This is a genomic window from Gilliamella sp. B14384G12 (assembly GCF_016101825.1).
In the GTDB taxonomy this organism is placed as follows: Bacteria; Pseudomonadota; Gammaproteobacteria; order Enterobacterales; family Orbaceae; genus Gilliamella; species Gilliamella apicola_N.
On the sequence record NZ_JACFPU010000002.1, the window covers coordinates 62086 to 77207 of the forward strand.

General features: G+C 34.8%; 16 protein-coding genes. 4 read left to right on the top strand and 12 right to left on the bottom strand.

Features of this window, described 5'->3' with window-relative positions; all coding sequences use genetic code 11:
- Positions 1 to 588: 588 nt before the first annotated feature.
- Complete coding sequence (locus H3S73_RS02880; protein WP_198235532.1) at positions 589 to 1047, bottom strand: lipocalin-like domain-containing protein; 459 nt, start codon at positions 1045 to 1047, stop codon at positions 589 to 591.
- Positions 1048 to 1344: 297 nt separating this feature from the next.
- Positions 1345 to 3120: a CocE/NonD family hydrolase gene (locus H3S73_RS02885; protein WP_198235533.1), complete on the bottom strand. Its 1776-nt coding sequence runs from the start codon at positions 3118 to 3120 to the stop codon at positions 1345 to 1347.
- Positions 3121 to 3223: 103 nt separating this feature from the next.
- Between H3S73_RS02885 and H3S73_RS02890 the strand changes: the two genes are divergently transcribed.
- The gene (locus tag H3S73_RS02890) at positions 3224 to 4132 is read left to right on the top strand and encodes a LysR family transcriptional regulator (protein ID WP_198235534.1); all 909 of its coding nucleotides are present in this window, start codon (positions 3224 to 3226) and stop codon (positions 4130 to 4132) included.
- 378 nt (positions 4133 to 4510) lie between these two features.
- Here H3S73_RS02890 and H3S73_RS02895 read toward each other — a convergent pair whose 3' ends face one another.
- From H3S73_RS02895 to H3S73_RS02905, 3 genes are all read right to left on the bottom strand, one after another.
- Entirely contained in the window at positions 4511 to 4792 is a 282-nt protein-coding gene (locus H3S73_RS02895) for a YciI family protein (protein WP_198235535.1), read from the bottom strand.
- Between the two features lie 123 nt (positions 4793 to 4915).
- Entirely contained in the window at positions 4916 to 5056 is a 141-nt protein-coding gene (locus H3S73_RS02900) for a hypothetical protein (protein WP_198235536.1), read from the bottom strand.
- Between the two features lie 309 nt (positions 5057 to 5365).
- Positions 5366 to 6109, bottom strand: a complete 744-nt coding sequence (locus H3S73_RS02905; RefSeq protein WP_198235684.1) for a DNA-binding transcriptional regulator YciT — start codon at positions 6107 to 6109, stop codon at positions 5366 to 5368.
- 475 nt (positions 6110 to 6584) lie between these two features.
- Here H3S73_RS02905 and H3S73_RS02910 point away from each other — a divergent pair, with 475 nt between their 5' ends.
- Positions 6585 to 7460, top strand: a complete 876-nt coding sequence (locus H3S73_RS02910; RefSeq protein WP_198228748.1) for an aspartyl protease family protein — start codon at positions 6585 to 6587, stop codon at positions 7458 to 7460.
- 90 nt (positions 7461 to 7550) lie between these two features.
- Here the strand turns inward: H3S73_RS02910 and H3S73_RS02915 are convergent, their stop codons facing one another.
- Positions 7551 to 9983, bottom strand: coding sequence for a formate C-acetyltransferase/glycerol dehydratase family glycyl radical enzyme (locus H3S73_RS02915; RefSeq protein WP_198235537.1), 2433 nt, complete (start codon positions 9981 to 9983; stop codon positions 7551 to 7553).
- A gap of 14 nt (positions 9984 to 9997) precedes the next feature.
- Complete coding sequence (locus H3S73_RS02920) at positions 9998 to 10897, bottom strand: glycyl-radical enzyme activating protein (protein ID WP_198235538.1); 900 nt, start codon at positions 10895 to 10897, stop codon at positions 9998 to 10000.
- A gap of 343 nt (positions 10898 to 11240) precedes the next feature.
- Between H3S73_RS02920 and H3S73_RS02925 the strand changes: the two genes are divergently transcribed.
- Positions 11241 to 11501: an ROK family protein gene (locus H3S73_RS02925; protein WP_370528773.1), complete on the top strand. Its 261-nt coding sequence runs from the start codon at positions 11241 to 11243 to the stop codon at positions 11499 to 11501.
- 83 nt (positions 11502 to 11584) lie between these two features.
- On the top strand, positions 11585 to 11755 hold the full coding sequence (locus H3S73_RS02930; protein WP_198235539.1) for a hypothetical protein: 171 nt from the start codon (positions 11585 to 11587) through the stop codon (positions 11753 to 11755).
- Positions 11756 to 12136: 381 nt separating this feature from the next.
- On the opposite strand, the gene H3S73_RS02935 is transcribed toward H3S73_RS02930, so the two are convergent.
- The 5 genes from H3S73_RS02935 to H3S73_RS02955 form a co-directional block, all read right to left on the bottom strand.
- The gene (locus tag H3S73_RS02935) at positions 12137 to 12556 is read right to left on the bottom strand and encodes a hypothetical protein (RefSeq protein WP_198235540.1); all 420 of its coding nucleotides are present in this window, start codon (positions 12554 to 12556) and stop codon (positions 12137 to 12139) included.
- On the bottom strand, positions 12499 to 12963 hold the full coding sequence (locus tag H3S73_RS02940; protein WP_198235541.1) for a hypothetical protein: 465 nt from the start codon (positions 12961 to 12963) through the stop codon (positions 12499 to 12501). The genes H3S73_RS02935 and H3S73_RS02940 overlap by 58 nt, the downstream gene beginning before the upstream one ends.
- 562 nt (positions 12964 to 13525) lie before the next feature.
- The gene (locus H3S73_RS02945) at positions 13526 to 13873 is read right to left on the bottom strand and encodes a DUF2570 domain-containing protein (RefSeq protein WP_144093075.1); all 348 of its coding nucleotides are present in this window, start codon (positions 13871 to 13873) and stop codon (positions 13526 to 13528) included.
- A 20-nt stretch (positions 13874 to 13893) separates the two neighbouring features.
- A complete protein-coding gene (locus tag H3S73_RS02950) occupies positions 13894 to 14331 on the bottom strand; it encodes a lysozyme (RefSeq protein ID WP_198226586.1) in 438 nt (145 codons plus the stop codon).
- A 233-nt stretch (positions 14332 to 14564) separates the two neighbouring features.
- Positions 14565 to 14873 carry a phage holin family protein gene (locus H3S73_RS02955; RefSeq protein WP_198226584.1) on the bottom strand — a complete coding sequence of 103 codons (309 nt, stop codon included), beginning with the start codon at positions 14871 to 14873 and terminating at the stop codon, positions 14565 to 14567.
- Positions 14874 to 15122 lie beyond the last annotated feature (249 nt).

Genomic DNA, 15122 nt, shown 5'->3' on the forward strand with positions numbered 1-15122 from the left:
AATGCTCTGGTTTGATTCTGCCAGTAACTCATGGCTTATTTAAAATTAGGCTTGTTGATGAGTTTACCGTTTTGTTGGGTGGTGATGTGTAAGTCATTGTTGATGATGGTGAGTGCTTATTGTCGGATGATGATATGGACTTGTTGCGTTCTACTGCCTTTAGTGCCAAACACAACCTTGATGAAGTTACACTGTTATTAAGTACGCTTTGCCATATTTTTAAGTAACGTTTCTAGTTTTTAATGTTTGATGCATTTTCGAAAACAGATACTAATGTTTGCCAAATACCAATAAGTTTACTTATATCTGTTTGGGTTAGTTTTTTTTAATTCGATAATTGCGAAATTTATTGGTTAATATTTTGCTGGCTGTGAGCTTCATATATAACCGCTATAACAGATAAAACTAAAATATACGCTATAACAAATAAATCCAATCTATACGTTATAGCGTATCAAGTCAATTGAGTTCAAGCTCTATGTGGAAAAATAAAAAATTTTTCTGCTATCCTTCAAATAGATTCCTTAACTTTATTTTTATGCCACTATAATTATCTGTAACAAACCGCAGGATTTGGTCAATAGTATACTAAATTTGTCCACTGCACTTTTGCCATTCCAGCGTGGCATCAATTTCAACACCACCAGAGCGTACCGGTTCTACTGAAGACAGAAAGAGACGGTCACCTTCAATGCGTGCTCGGCGAAGCTGTCGTTGACCACACCAGTTTGGGAAAAGCGACACATCCATGCCGTGAACAATTGTTCCGGCCTCCTCGCCCAGTTTCCATGGGCCACTATAGGCGATATATGTAGTTGCTTCCGCCTTGAACTCCTCAGGAGAAGCGACAAACCAGTCTCCCGATGCAAAATGAGAGCGATCAGGAGCACAAAGTTGTGCCGACATGTAGCCATCTGGTGTGTAAAGGATCAATCCTTGGGGGCGATCGGTCATAGGTTGGCGTATCGGAGATCCATCTCTCGGTCGTTCAATGTAGCTTACAAGGCGCCATGCCCCGATTAATTGTTCACGAAGAATATGAGTCATCAAAAATTTCCTCTTTTTTAGGCATAAAGCCCGTCAGTATTGGTCGATTTAAAGTTTCTTCAACGGTACAAGGAGATAACTATCACACTCAGCACCAAAATGGATATGATGAACGCCCTTGTTACGGGACGGTGGCATCACTTCTTGAGACTTGGCCCATGCTGGCATCGTTGCTGGTCCACCGCCTGCCAGATGGATCATCTCTGGCTCTGTACCGGGTTCAAACGTAAAGCTGTTCTTCGGCAGATCAATCGCCGCCTGTCCGAAAGGTAAGTTGACAGGATCATTACGGAAAGGCTAGATTGTGAGTTTCAACTGTTCACCTGGATGAAACTTCATTGCCAACGGCCAGATGCCTATATCAACAGGAACCACTTCTTTAGGTGAAAGTCGCTGTTCACCTTGTAGAAGAAGTATAGGGTCTATCTCAGTTGAAAGGACAGGATCTAGAGCTCGATGTGAAACCCTGAGATAACTTGCCGTTCGGGTTGGTGCAGCGCCACCAGGATATGTCTCGCGAATAATGGCTCGTCCCGCAGAATCCACTTTCTCTAAATAAATAGTAAGATCCATGTCATTCGCCCCATCGGCTTCGACAAATAAACGCAGCTTGCTATAGCCAATAAGCTCCGCCTCATGATCAATCGGTAATAAGAATGTAGCTGAGCCACCATTCACATTGTAAGAAACGACACCCGATTTCTTGGATGACGTGGTTGACAGTGAAGAGGAGTCAACTATATGCAGTTTGATATGCTCAAAACCATTTGGAGGAAACGCCTCGACAATACGTTCAACCTCATCTTTGTGCCCGGGATCGAGAACCGAGATACGAACTTTTGGGGTTTCTTCCCATCCATTTTTCTCGCCTTTCAGATATCGATCGAAAAAGCGTTTAAGCTCAGCCTGATGAGCGGGATCATAGAAATCCGGCCACTCTTGCTTATTATGAACACGCAGCCATTTCTCTTTGGATGAAATTCTGCGCCACGCGTCAAACGTTCCATATGTATGAGCGACATTATCGTAGCTAGCAACAATATAGGCTGGGACTTCAATGCGCTCAAGGCGCGCAGCTTTATCTGCCCAGTAAGGCGTCATATCCTGTTCAGTCGCAGCCATACGCGGCATATCTTCCAAAAAGTGCTCACCACCAAAGCTTTGGATTAGCGCTTCTGGGAATGCAGTGCGAGGAATGCCACCACGAAGAAAATCACCGCGGGCAATATCGGTGCAACCCTCCCATGGCGCTATGGCAGCTAAGTGCGGTGGTTGTTCTGCTGCGATAAACCACTGCGAAACACACAGCCAGCTATTACCTGCCATACCTACTTTACCATTAGACCAACCTTGACTTGCCACCCAGTCAATTACGTCACAGCCGTCTTCGGCTGTCTGCCAACCCCAGCCGACAATATTTCCACCAGAACGATAGGCACCACGAATGTCTGGATTGATCACGGCGTAACCAGCATTGACCCAGTAAGCTGGATCAGGACCTTCCCATTTCATCATTTCAGACGTCATACTTAATTTGACGCCATAACGTTCTGTAATTTCGTCCAGCCATTGGCCACCAATCTCTTTGCCATATGGACTCCAAGCGAGAATTGCCGGATAGACAGCATCGCCGACAGGACGGAAAACATCAGTACAAATCACCGTACCATCACGTAGTGTGATCGCGAGATCGCGCTCAAACATAATGTCGCAGGGTAACGGCATTGCACCCTCACGTCGAATGGTTCCTTTACGCAGAATTTCCGATCCGGGCTTGAAACCGGGATAACGCACTCGTGGTGCATCCAAAGGTAATGGACGACGGAAGTAGGTCGGATAAGCATCGTTGCCATAGATACGAAGAGGCAGCTTTTCGGAAAAAGGAACTTCATTTTTTGATGACGCTGCAAACGCCGAGTTAATTGGCTTTCCGATGAATGGCAAACCGAACTGACTGGCGGCAAGAGCCCCGCCGGCAATCCCCATTGCACTCAGGAAGCGTCGTCGGCTTATGGACTCGGTAGTATTGATGCAAGGTAGATATTTTGTCGGAGACTGTTTTGATTTAGTCATAGCAGATCCTCTCTTTGGTTTCGGTTATTATTGACAATAAAAAAATTCGGTACTTATAATGTCCAATGACATTATGTTCCCCCTGTAATTCCAAGAGGTAATAATGGAACTCCGCCATCTGAAATCTTTTGTCGTACTGGCTGAGGAGCTGCATTTTGGAAGAGCGGCGAAGCGTCTGCACATCGTCCAGTCAGCACTGAGCAAGCAAATGCTGCTCCTTGAGGAATCCGTAGGATGCCGCTTACTCAATCGTAATCGTCGAGGTGTGACGCTTAGCGAAGCGGGAAAGGTGTTCCTTGAAGAGGCAAATCAAGCCCTTGAACATGTTGAGCGCGCGATCGAAACTGCATGGCGCGTTAGCAAGGGGCTATTAGGACGTGTACGGATCGGCTATTCAGCCATCGCAGTTCATTCTGGTATTTTGACATCAGCCCTCACGCGGATCGAACACGCCATGCCTGAGGTCGAAGTACTGCTACAACAAATTGAACCATGGGAACAGAATGAAAAGCTTATGACCGATAAGGTTGACTTTGTATTCGCTCCTGTTCTTGACAACTATCAACAGACGCTTCGAGTGCACCACCTTACAAAATTGCCTGTAGTCTTGGGTATGTCGGTTCATCATGTACTTGCTTCCAAATCCGTAATTGAACTTGAAGACCTCAAGGAAGAAGTGTTTATCAAATTTGCCAATAGTGACGATGAGGCTCTTGACGTAGTGAAAAGTCTTATTGGTCTTCATCCCCAAACAGTCATCGCAAAATCCGACCCGATCGCAGTCCTAGCACTTGTTCAAGCTCAGCATGGCATCTGTGTATTACCTACAGTACTTCAGCTACCTAATTTTCCACAGGTCACCTATAAACCTCTTACAACGAACTGCACGGTTCTGCTGTCACTTATCAGCAGACGAGATGGAGATGATCCTTTACTAAACAAGCTCAAAGAGATCTTGATCGCGCCAACTATTTTAGCTCAAGATCATCCCAGATCGGTATTGGTCAAGTAAATTAGAATACACACTTAGCGTTTTTCCAAAAAAGTGTTTCTGATTGAGTGGATGTTAATCCACTATTGTATTAATGAGGTTTAAGTCGAGTTAACAGAGACAAGAAAGAGGCGTTAAATATATTTAAATGCGGAGGCATTAGGGATTTGGAAGAGAATGCGAAATCACTTATTGAATTAGATTTTTAGTATTTATTAGGCAATAGATGATTATATCCTAGGAATAAGACTACACAGAGGGACTTACGGCGGCAAAAACAGAGAAATTAGAAATATACAACAATGTGTATAATATCAATATTATTCACTCGAGATATGTTAAAAATCTCAAGTAAATAAAGAAATCCTTTAATTTATTAAATAAGAATATCAAAAAGTTTTATTTTAGCTGTAGACTAGGTGATAGTTTAGTAGCCGCAAAAAAAGTATAGTCGAAATTCACCAAATCATGAATATAAAAAGGATCTGATTTCATAATATTTTGTGCTTCTTCAATTGAATCACTCATTACTAAAATTATACCCCCTGATTTATCTTCCAGAAGCCCAGATGCTAGAAATTTATTTTTTGCAAAAAAATCATCTAAAAATACATTGTGCTCATCGAGTTTTGCAAAAATTTCAGGCATAGGTTTTTTAAACGTTAAAGTTACAATTATCATTTTTATTCCTTATTTAAAATCTATTTAATTCAATATAGTAAATTTCGTATTTCATAAAAATCAACTGATGTAATTTTCAGTGTTTATATATTATTTAAAAACATGAATTAGATCTTTTGCTCTTTATCCTGCAATCATTACATAATCATCTTCATAAAATAACCTTTTGGCTAATTTTTTAAAAGCGCCTACTTTTTCTGCTTTGTTTGGCCTTTCATATGAATTACTTTTATTACAATTATTGCCATTCATCAATATAGTCATTTTTTCATCTTTAACTATTTTATATTCGATATAAAAGTTTTACTCTCTTCAAAAAAGTTTTTATAGCAGAATTATAATTGTCTTCACCTTGTCCCTAATGAATTAATAGAAGTTAAACCAATATGGCTTTTGCGATTAAAAAAATAATCAAAAGGCTCGTTAAAAATAGAATTAACCTGAAAGGAAGTATATTACCTATCTTTTCCAAAAAACAATCTTCATTATTCTCCAGAAATAGAGGATGAATTTGAGAAAGAATAGCTGAAGTTAAATCTAGCTATTTTTTTATTTAAAATTTTTTATGCTTAATTAAATAACTTTATCAACAATAATTTTTTTTTCTATTAGATATTGTTCATCATTAAGATTAATCGCTTGATCGGTGATAACTCGGTGGATTGATTCGATCGGCTTTAATTGATAGGGTTGTTTTTGACCAAATTTTGAGGAATCGGTAATGATAATATTTTCACAAGGTTTGGTTAAGATTGTATTGACTAATTCGGTACGCATTTGGTTTCGTCCTGAAAAACCTGTAGTTGGTAAAAAACCGTCAATACCAATAAACGCTTTGTCGAAATGTAAATGTTTTATCGCAAGGCAAGCTAATTCACCAACAACGCTTTCACTTTTCTTTTGATATTCTCCTCCAATTACAATCACTTTTAAATCGGTATTTTTCAGTAATTGAGCAATGTAATAACTGGAAGTAATTAAAGTAATTCGGCGAGTGTAGGCTAAATGCCTTGCTAATAAGGCGTTGGTACTCCCTCCTTCAATAAAGATATGTTCATCGTTATTGACTAGCGAAGCCGCATATTCTGCTATCTTTTGTTTTAATGGGAACTTTATTTTCATGCGAGCATCAAGATTGTCGCTATCGACCGCAACAGCATAACCATGCTCTCGTTTTAAATAACCGTTTTGCTCTAAAAAATTGAGATCATGACGAATGGTCACAACAGAAACATTAAATTGCTCAGCTAAATCATTGACACTAACTTGATTGAGTTCATTAACTTTATAAATAATCTCTTGTTGCCGTTCATTCATTAAATAAAGCATAGTCACCTGTTATAAAATTGCCATATCCATATATTAATATATGAGTAAACACATAGATAAAAATAGTAATGAATTAAATCGTATTTGTCATTATAAAAGTGGCAAAACTCGATTTAGTTATAAATTTCTGTATTAATCTTTTAAAAACGCTCATGTTAAGTCAAAAAAAGACCCACATAAGTAGATCTTTGCTTTAATTTCTGAGGTTTATAATTATCATTAATTAGATATCTTGCTCTGTTCTTGCGATAATATCATCGTGAATATCAGGTGATAGAGCTGTAAAGAATGCTGAATAACCAGCAACATAAACAACTAAATCACGATATATAAATTTTATTATTGAATAAAAACTTGATACTATTATTATGACAAATGTAAAAAAGGATAAATAACAAACATTTATCAATAATATCAAATCGAAAAAATATATTAGGAATGAGAATACATTAGGGAAGATTCTGTGAATAAAAAAATACTATTTTTAATCATGCTATTTATGAGTCGTTTTGCGCAAAGTCTGGAGGTAACTTGGGATCTAACTTTTGATAACGGATATAATTTACCTTCAGTAATAATGGACTTTCAAGATAAAAAAATTCCATTTATATTGGACACGGGATCTAAATCAGCTTTACACCTACCAATGGCTTTAATTAATAAAATTCCGAATAAAACTGAAAATTCAGAGAAATTAAAATTTAATGATTTAACAGGTGATATTAAAGAGGTTAGATCGTTTATTGTCGACAAGTTAAAATTAGGATCTTTTATTTTTAACAATGTACAAGTCCTTGAATATAAAAGTTGGGGCTTATTTATATCAAGTGATCTTAATAAGAGTAATCCTGAAAAAAAGGGAATTGATGCAGAAAAATCAGTGATTGGACTTGGTCTGTTTAAAGATTATGTTTTAAATATCAATTATCCTGAAAATAAAATAACAATATCAGATGATATAAAGATTTCTGATGACTTAAATAAAAATTGGTTTTCCATTCCCTTTTATTTAAATAATTATGGTTTAGTTATAAATTTGTTTGATGGTATAAGAAACTACGAAATGATATTAGACACAGGAGCTGCTGTGTCAATCATAAAAGAAAAATCACTTTCACCTTTTTCAAAAAAACTTACCATACCTAAATATAATTTTAGATATACAGCACTTGAAATGGCAGACGTAGATAGTGTTAAAGTTGAAGCAATTATAATTGATTCACTTCCTGATGTATTTGAACCTGATGGGATACTAGGATCAAATTTTTTTCGTGAAAATATAGTTAAGATTGATTTTAGAAATAAGCAAATGTGGATTCAACCTGTTATTACAGAATAATTTCAAATTAATAAACCTAATTAAATCATTAAAAAAGACCTACGTTAAGTAGGTCTTTGCTTTATTGCTGAGGTTTATAATTATCATTAATTAGATAACATGCTCTGTTCTTGCAATAATGTCATCCTGAGTATCAGGTGATAGTGCTGTAAAGAACGCAGAATAACCAGCAACACGAACAACTAAGTCACGATATTGATCCGGATGTGCTTTAGCAGCAAGTAACGTATCACGTGAAACAACATTATATTGAACATGCCATCCTTTATGAACCTCAAAAAATGTTCGTAGCATCATCATGAGTTTTAACTTATCACGCGGATTGTCTAAGGTTGATGGATTGAGTTTTTGATTTAAAAGCACGCCACCAAGAATCTTATCCGTTGGTAATTTGCCTAATGAGTTAAATACTGCTGTTGGCCCTAAGGTATCAGTACCTGATGATGGGCTGGCACCTTCAGCTAATGGTGTCCATGCTTTACGTCCATCTGGTGTTGCCGCAGTTTGTGCTCCAAATGGCACATTGGCAGAGATAGATGAAGTACCAGCGTAATAAGTACCACCAATTGGACCACGACCATAGCGAGGGTTACGATAATTTTTTAACTCATCAATATAATAGTTATATAGTTCAGCTAAAAGATAATCCACTTCATCGTTATCATTACCGTATTTCGGCGCATTATTGAGTAGGCGTTGACGTAATTGTTCGCCCGCAGAACCTTCAAAGTTTTCAGCCAATGCTTTAGCTAAATCGGATTGTTTGATGATGTGTTCATCAAAAATTAATTTTTTAACTGCTTCAAAGCTGTTAGTAGTATTTGCCAGTCCGACTTGTAAACCTGATACCCAATCATATTTCGCGCCACCTTGTTTAAGAGTTTTACCCCGTTCAATACAATCATCAACTAATACTGAACAGATAATGTCATGCGCATTTTCTTCTAAGATAGTGTCAATCACATACTCAATTTCGATTGATTTTCGAGTGTAGTAGCGAATTTGTTTATCCCATTGGGCTTTGACTTCGTCAAAACTTTTGAAGTTATTTTTACTAAGTGCTTGTTCTTGCGGTAGGTAAACCACACCACTGGTTGCATCTTTACCACCCTCTAAAGTTGCTAGTGCAACACGAGCAAAGTTAATAAAGCTCATCCCCGTGCAGCGATATCCCCATTTACCCGGTACTGCAGTTTCAATACAGCCGATAGCAGAATATTGGTAAGCGTCCTCACGTTCTACACCAAGTTTAATAAACTCAGGAATAACGATTTCGTCATTATTAAACGCTGGCATACCAAAACCACAACGAATAACTTGTACGCAAGCATCTAAAAAGTCATCACTCATTCCAGCATGATAGCGCACACTTAAATTAGGTTGAGTTGATTTTAATCGTCCGCAAGACTCTAAAATAGCATAAGATAATGAGTTAACTGCATCAACAGCGACATCGTCAACCAGCTTTTGACCACCAATTGTCACGTTTTGATACATCGGACTACCGGCTGAGCTTTTAGAGTGTGAACCTGAACGGATTTTATTGACTTCTAATAGTTTTAACCAACAGCTGTGCAATAACTCAATTGCCGCTTCGCGAGATAATGTTTTTTCTTGCTCAACATCTTTTTCATACCATGAAGAAAGATATTGGTCCATGCGACCGAACGATACTGAGTGACCATTTGATTCAATTTGTAACAATAACATAACAAAATAACATAATTGTACAGCTTGCCAGAATGTTTCTGGTGGTCTATGAGAGATAACATCACAGTTTTTAGCAATCTGTAATAACTCATCTTTACGCCATGAACGTTCTTCTTTAGTTGCCATTTCACGGGCTAATTGAGCATAACGTTCAATGTATTCACTCATGGCCTGCATTGAAATTTCAGACGCTTTTAGGAAATGATCTTTATGGAAATCATCAAAATCTGTGGTATTGATGCGACTACGACGTTCTTTAATTTTGTCAATAATACCATCAATGCCTTTTTCCAAAATAAATGGGAAATTAACGGCAAGATGAGCATCACCAGAATTCATATTCCCTTCGGCTTTGATCATAACTGTATCAAGCAATGATTTGTGTTCATCACTGAATAGTGCATAACAGCGGTCAAGTACCGTTTGACCGTGCCACCATGGGCAAACGCGGTGTAAAACTTCTTTATCTTGTTCGGTAACTTCAAATCCTGCACCAGGGCGATCACCTAATACATCTATCTCTTTTTCAACCCAACCAACGGTATATTCTGGAAATATTGGCGCAGCTCTTGGTGAACTTGCTTGATTACCAACGATTAATTCATCGTGTTTTATCCAAATTGTTTTTTTACTTAAATGATTTGCTAATGCATAAGCGCGACGTAATACAACTGGTTTTGCCAAATGTTCTTGGTAAGATTCGGTATAATGTTCTGCACGTTCTACGCAAATCGGTGGTTTAATAATATGAATCAATGCATTTTTATGTGCTTTAATCCTTGGTGTGGCAGTAGTAAGGTCTAGAGTAGACATAAGTTTCTCCTTGGTTATCCTCGTAAAACAGCGGTTAACTGTTTTTGTTCGGCATAGTTGGTTGCAAAATCAATGATATTTGCGTCATTTAGAGGTTCTTTAGGTGCGTGATAAGGCAGATCGAGCATTTTGTATTTGTTTATACCTAAAGTGTGATATGGTAAAAAATGGATCTCATCAGTCGGTATTTCGCTAGCGACAAAATCGACAATACTTTTTATCGATTTTTCATCAGCATTAAATCCTTGAATTAATGGCACTCGGACAGTGATTTTTTTGTTAGCATTAGCCAGATGTTGGAAGTTTTTTAAAATCCTTTTGGCTGAGCCTTTGGTCCAAGCATAAAAAATAGATTCGTCAGTATGTTTTAAATCAGCCAAGAAAAGATCTAAATACGGTAATGAAGCTTCTATGTTCTTCCAAGGAACATGCAGACACGTCTCAACTGCGGTGTGATAGCTTTGTTGCTTGCAAGCAGCTAGAATTTCTTGACTTAATTTGGGTTGCATAAATGGCTCACCGCCAGATAATGTTACCCCTCCACCAGAACGTTGATAAAAAGGACTATCCTTATTAATAGTTTGCATCACCTCTTGTACTGATAATGATTCACCACACACTGTTAATGCTAAACTTGGACAAATATTTTTCATTTTTTTATAATCGGCTTGTTCAAATTCTTTCCGATTAATCCAAATGTGTCCATTTGATTTATTAATTAAATTTGGGCAAGATGCAGAACAAAGCTCACAATCACTCATGCAAAGCCTTTCATCGAACAGAATTTCTTGCTTAGAGGATTGACTTTCTGGGTTCTGACACCAAAAACACCCTAAAGAACACCCTTTTAAGAAAACTACTGTTCGAATTCCTGGTCCATCATGAGTCGAATATCGTTGTAAATTAAAAATCATACATTGCCTCAATATTTTTTCTACATAGTAATAACTTTCGAACGAAAGTGTCTGTGATTTAGATCTCATTTTTAGGTATTTAAATCAAAAGTAAGATCTTGATCACGTTTTAAACTGAATCATTTTTTTGTGAATTATTAATCTTTCGGTCTTAAATTTATTTAAACCTTAATTAAAAAAATATGAGGAAGAACAAGAATATTTTTTAGGTATTAATGTTGGTGGTGCTAAAATCGTATGCGGGCTTTTTGATAGCAATAACAATTTAATTTTAAAAAATTCCTGCTAATCCTAATTTAGATGCACAAGCTTTTTTGATGAGAATGCCGATAATGTCAATATAATTCTTAAGGATAATGATGTTCAGAATTCTAATTTTTGTGGTGTTGGCATAGGTATATCTTTTTATATTTTTTATAAAGAAAGTCGTATTATGAAAACGACAAACTTACTGAAGACAAAAGATTTTCCTGCCCGTAGTTATTTATATAAAAAATTAGGTGGAAATATTAGAATCATGCTTGATAACGATGCACATACAGCAGCACTAGCAGAACATCGTAATGGCGCTGGACGTGGTTTTACACCTATGCTTTATTACTAAATTATTAATAGATTTTTGAGAGGTATTTTATTAATAATAAATTATTTTATCGGCGTTATTATAAGGCAGGAAAAACCAAACATATGGTTACAACTGATATTGAAAAGAAAATGCATCTAGTGGCAACTGAGTTTTGTTCAGAAAATGACACCATGAAAAATATGCCAGGTAATGTTCAACCTCAAGATGTTTATGCAGCTTTAATTGCCGCTAACCAATATGGCGAAAATTATTTATCAAGAAAAAATAAGTAAAGTTAGTATTTAAAGAGATTAATAAATAATTGTACGCTGATATTATAAAAAAATGTGGATAGGAATTATTCTTTATGTAATCGATGATTTATAAAAAATAAATTTGAATGGAAAAATGAATCACTTTTTAATTAATATTTATTATAGAGTTAAATTATAGAGAAATGAATTTACCGCAATAAAACTATAGTTTGTTTATAAACAATATAATTATTTTTATAAGAACTAGAGTTCAGTATATTTGAAAGGAATTAAAATGAGGGATGATGGGAGAATTTTAGATAGGTAAATCAATAAAGAGATTAAATTATTTTAACAATTCACCTGTAAGAAAAAAGCCCACAGTACTGTGGGCAATTAATTTTAAAATGAATTAGCAAATTAAAGAAAATCGTTGTAGTATTTGAAGATTTGTTGAATTTGAGCTATTTCATCTTTGGTCAAACCATTTTGACCAAGACCACCATTACTAAATGTAGCATAAAGTTTCATAACACCATCACTACGGTAGTGAAAATCATCTTTCTCAGCATGATAGTCCAATAGAGATGGGCAGAAATTAGCATATGAATGTGAAACTTCTTTATCAAGAACTACATCATTATGACGGTATTGCAAAGAAGTTTTATTAATATGAATTACATAAACGCCTTTACCTTCTTGTGGATCATCTTGTTTTGTTATAGCAGGGTTATGCTTATTAGTATCCCATTTGAATATAACATTCTTAAAGTTTTCTGCATCTACATTACCTGCTGAAGAAAATGAATGGACATGATTAACTTCATCTTCCCCCCCCAATCAAACCCGGTAGTTGAAGCTTTTGACATAACAAACACCAAACATAAATCCTTTTTTGAAACATCAGTTTTCTGATGATCCCAAAGATGGGTATTATTTTGCCATTGGATTCCATTACTATTAATTATTGGTAATCCACGCTCATCTAGAACATTATCACCGATTATACTATGCTTTATATGATTAAATGAACCGTTAGGTGATGCTAGATAAAATAATCCTGTGCATTTTCTATGCAACCCTGCTGAGACTAACGCATTAATAAAAAATAATAAATTCCAATTTTCATCTCTTGAGGTTTTTTTTCTGTAGTTATTATAAATTAATACAGATTCAGGATTAGCATTTGGAATAAATCCCATTTCAGATAATTTACTATTTTGAGTTAAATCTTGTGAATTTGACATAAAAATTCTCCATTTTTAAAAAAATTTAAATTAAAAAGATATTTGCGTTTAACTTTGAACTAAAGTTTATTGCGCAATGTTTTACTACTGTTATTACTCAAGGTAATAATCGAAATTGCTGACTGATTGGTAAATTTCAGTCAGCTCTATCGATAGGGTAGATAACGAGATTGTTATTGCACAATTCGTTACTAGGCTCTCTTTTGTTGAGAAAAAAAGATTTAAATAGATTATTAGCCAAAATGAGATTATTCGGCTTCAATTACAGTTTCTATGGGATAAAAAATTGTACTGATTAATTAGATTAGATTAATTTACTTTGTGAAGAATGCTGAAATAAGTTTTAACATTTATTCATATTTGACATAGTGATATCATCACAGAAAAATATTAATTATTAAAAATGGTCAAGATAGTATAACTATTTTAATAAATAGACTTGTTTAAAGCTCTAATGGATTGTTTATCTTGATTGCATTTTTCAATAACATTTAATAAATGCTCGTTATATTTAATACTACCAGCAAATGTTAATGGTTTAGGCGGTAATAATGGTAGACAATCAGTTAACAGATTTTCGGATATCGGTTGATTGACGTATACCTTTCGCTCTTTCGTACAACCTGTTAGCAATATCATCAGGAACATACTCATTAGCGCAATTGTTATTTTTAAGTAAATCATCGAGTTTTTCCTGCATTTGTAATGATTGGTTTTCAAGATTTCTTTTTGTTAGTTCATTATTGGCAATAATTTGATTATCAATTATATTTTTTTGCTCAAGTTGAAAAAGCTTACTCGTTAATTCTTGTACTTGAGCATGTCTTTCTTTTGAGATACGAACTTCTTCGATATACTTATAAAATAACGCTAACCAAAGAAAGATAAAAATGCCAATAAATTTATTCATTTTTTCTATCCTATTAATTATTATTTATTAAATAGGTTCTTTTCTGCTTTTCTGCGATTTGTCAGGCCAGTAGAAGATTGTTTGATGCCATCAACCGTAATTTTATTCCAACGTTCTAACTCATTTGAAGCGCCAATATAATTACCCATATTCAATTTTGCCAACAATGTCGATTGATTAAATGCTAAAACACCTACATTAAAGACAAAAGAGCATAATGCATCATATTGATTTTGATTCAGTTCAACTTTAACCAATTGATTAATTGACTGCTCAATAAAATAGAGATCTTGTACTAAAAAACAATCAGCCTGAGAATTACTGATTATGTCTTTATCTTTAACATTTTTAGTATGACCATAACCAATAGTCCATGTACCTGCTTGACATTTATATGCTTCTAATTTTAGACTTTCAAAGCTTTTTATCAGATCGATACCTTCTTGACTAATATTCATTTATTTTCCTTATGTTTGATAATTTTTGAGTGATTCGTTAAATAAGAAGTTTATTTTGATAATGAATGGAAACTAAAAAAGACTTAGATTGGTTCATATAAAGATAAGTAATGATTAAAATTGACTTTTTAAGTAATGTTAAAAAACACCATTTTTTAATAACTCTAAAGACAACTTTTATATAAATTTATTAGCGGATAAATTTGTATTAGTAAAACATTTTAATTAATAATTTATTGTTTATTATTAATTTGTTTTATTAATTTTTCTTCAAGAACTTTAATTAAATTAGCACCTGACCAACCAGCTAAACCAGCAATACCTCCCGCTACTTCAAATGCCCAATTAAAATAACTTGCAATAAAGATAACCAAAGCACCAGCAAAAATAGATATAAAAATTTGAGCGATAAGTGTCCATAGAAAGAATTTATTACCATTGAGTAAATGGTAACAATAACTGGCTAATGAGCCTAAAAAAGTGATGAAAAATAAATAGACGATAACGGTCCAATTTATGTTGTCTGGATCTTTTATTGGCATACTATTTGACCCTTTTATGTATTTAAATTTTAATAGTTAAAAAGAATATAAATTAAGATTCCACTAATATGAAAACTATATTTCTATATTAATAGGCTGTTAATTAAGGTTGATGATGCGATGAATGATTTGTTTGACTAGTAGTATTTAGCATTTATTCTTTATTGAAAGTTTTATCTTTCATTACTATTCTAGAGTTATCATGAACATTAATAAATTTATTAGTTATATTATTTGGAAATTCAGTTA

Bases quoted from the DNA above. Each gene is read 5' to 3' on its own strand.
- H3S73_RS02880 (WP_198235532.1), bottom strand. From the start codon at position 1,047: ATGACTCATATTCTTCGTGAACAATTAATCGGGGCATGGCGCCTTGTA.
- H3S73_RS02885 (WP_198235533.1), bottom strand. From the start codon at position 3,120: ATGACTAAATCAAAACAGTCTCCGACAAAATATCTACCTTGCATCAAT.
- H3S73_RS02890 (WP_198235534.1), top strand. From the start codon at position 3,224: ATGGAACTCCGCCATCTGAAATCTTTTGTCGTACTGGCTGAGGAGCTG.
- H3S73_RS02895 (WP_198235535.1), bottom strand. From the start codon at position 4,792: ATGATAATTGTAACTTTAACGTTTAAAAAACCTATGCCTGAAATTTTT.
- H3S73_RS02900 (WP_198235536.1), bottom strand. From the start codon at position 5,056: ATGACTATATTGATGAATGGCAATAATTGTAATAAAAGTAATTCATAT.
- H3S73_RS02905 (WP_198235684.1), bottom strand. From the start codon at position 6,109: ATGAATGAACGGCAACAAGAGATTATTTATAAAGTTAATGAACTCAAT.
- H3S73_RS02915 (WP_198235537.1), bottom strand. From the start codon at position 9,983: ATGTCTACTCTAGACCTTACTACTGCCACACCAAGGATTAAAGCACAT.
- H3S73_RS02920 (WP_198235538.1), bottom strand. From the start codon at position 10,897: ATGATTTTTAATTTACAACGATATTCGACTCATGATGGACCAGGAATT.
- H3S73_RS02930 (WP_198235539.1), top strand. From the start codon at position 11,585: ATGGTTACAACTGATATTGAAAAGAAAATGCATCTAGTGGCAACTGAG.
- H3S73_RS02940 (WP_198235541.1), bottom strand. From the start codon at position 12,963: ATGTCAAATTCACAAGATTTAACTCAAAATAGTAAATTATCTGAAATG.
- H3S73_RS02945 (WP_144093075.1), bottom strand. From the start codon at position 13,873: ATGAATAAATTTATTGGCATTTTTATCTTTCTTTGGTTAGCGTTATTT.
- H3S73_RS02950 (WP_198226586.1), bottom strand. From the start codon at position 14,331: ATGAATATTAGTCAAGAAGGTATCGATCTGATAAAAAGCTTTGAAAGT.
- H3S73_RS02955 (WP_198226584.1), bottom strand. From the start codon at position 14,873: ATGCCAATAAAAGATCCAGACAACATAAATTGGACCGTTATCGTCTAT.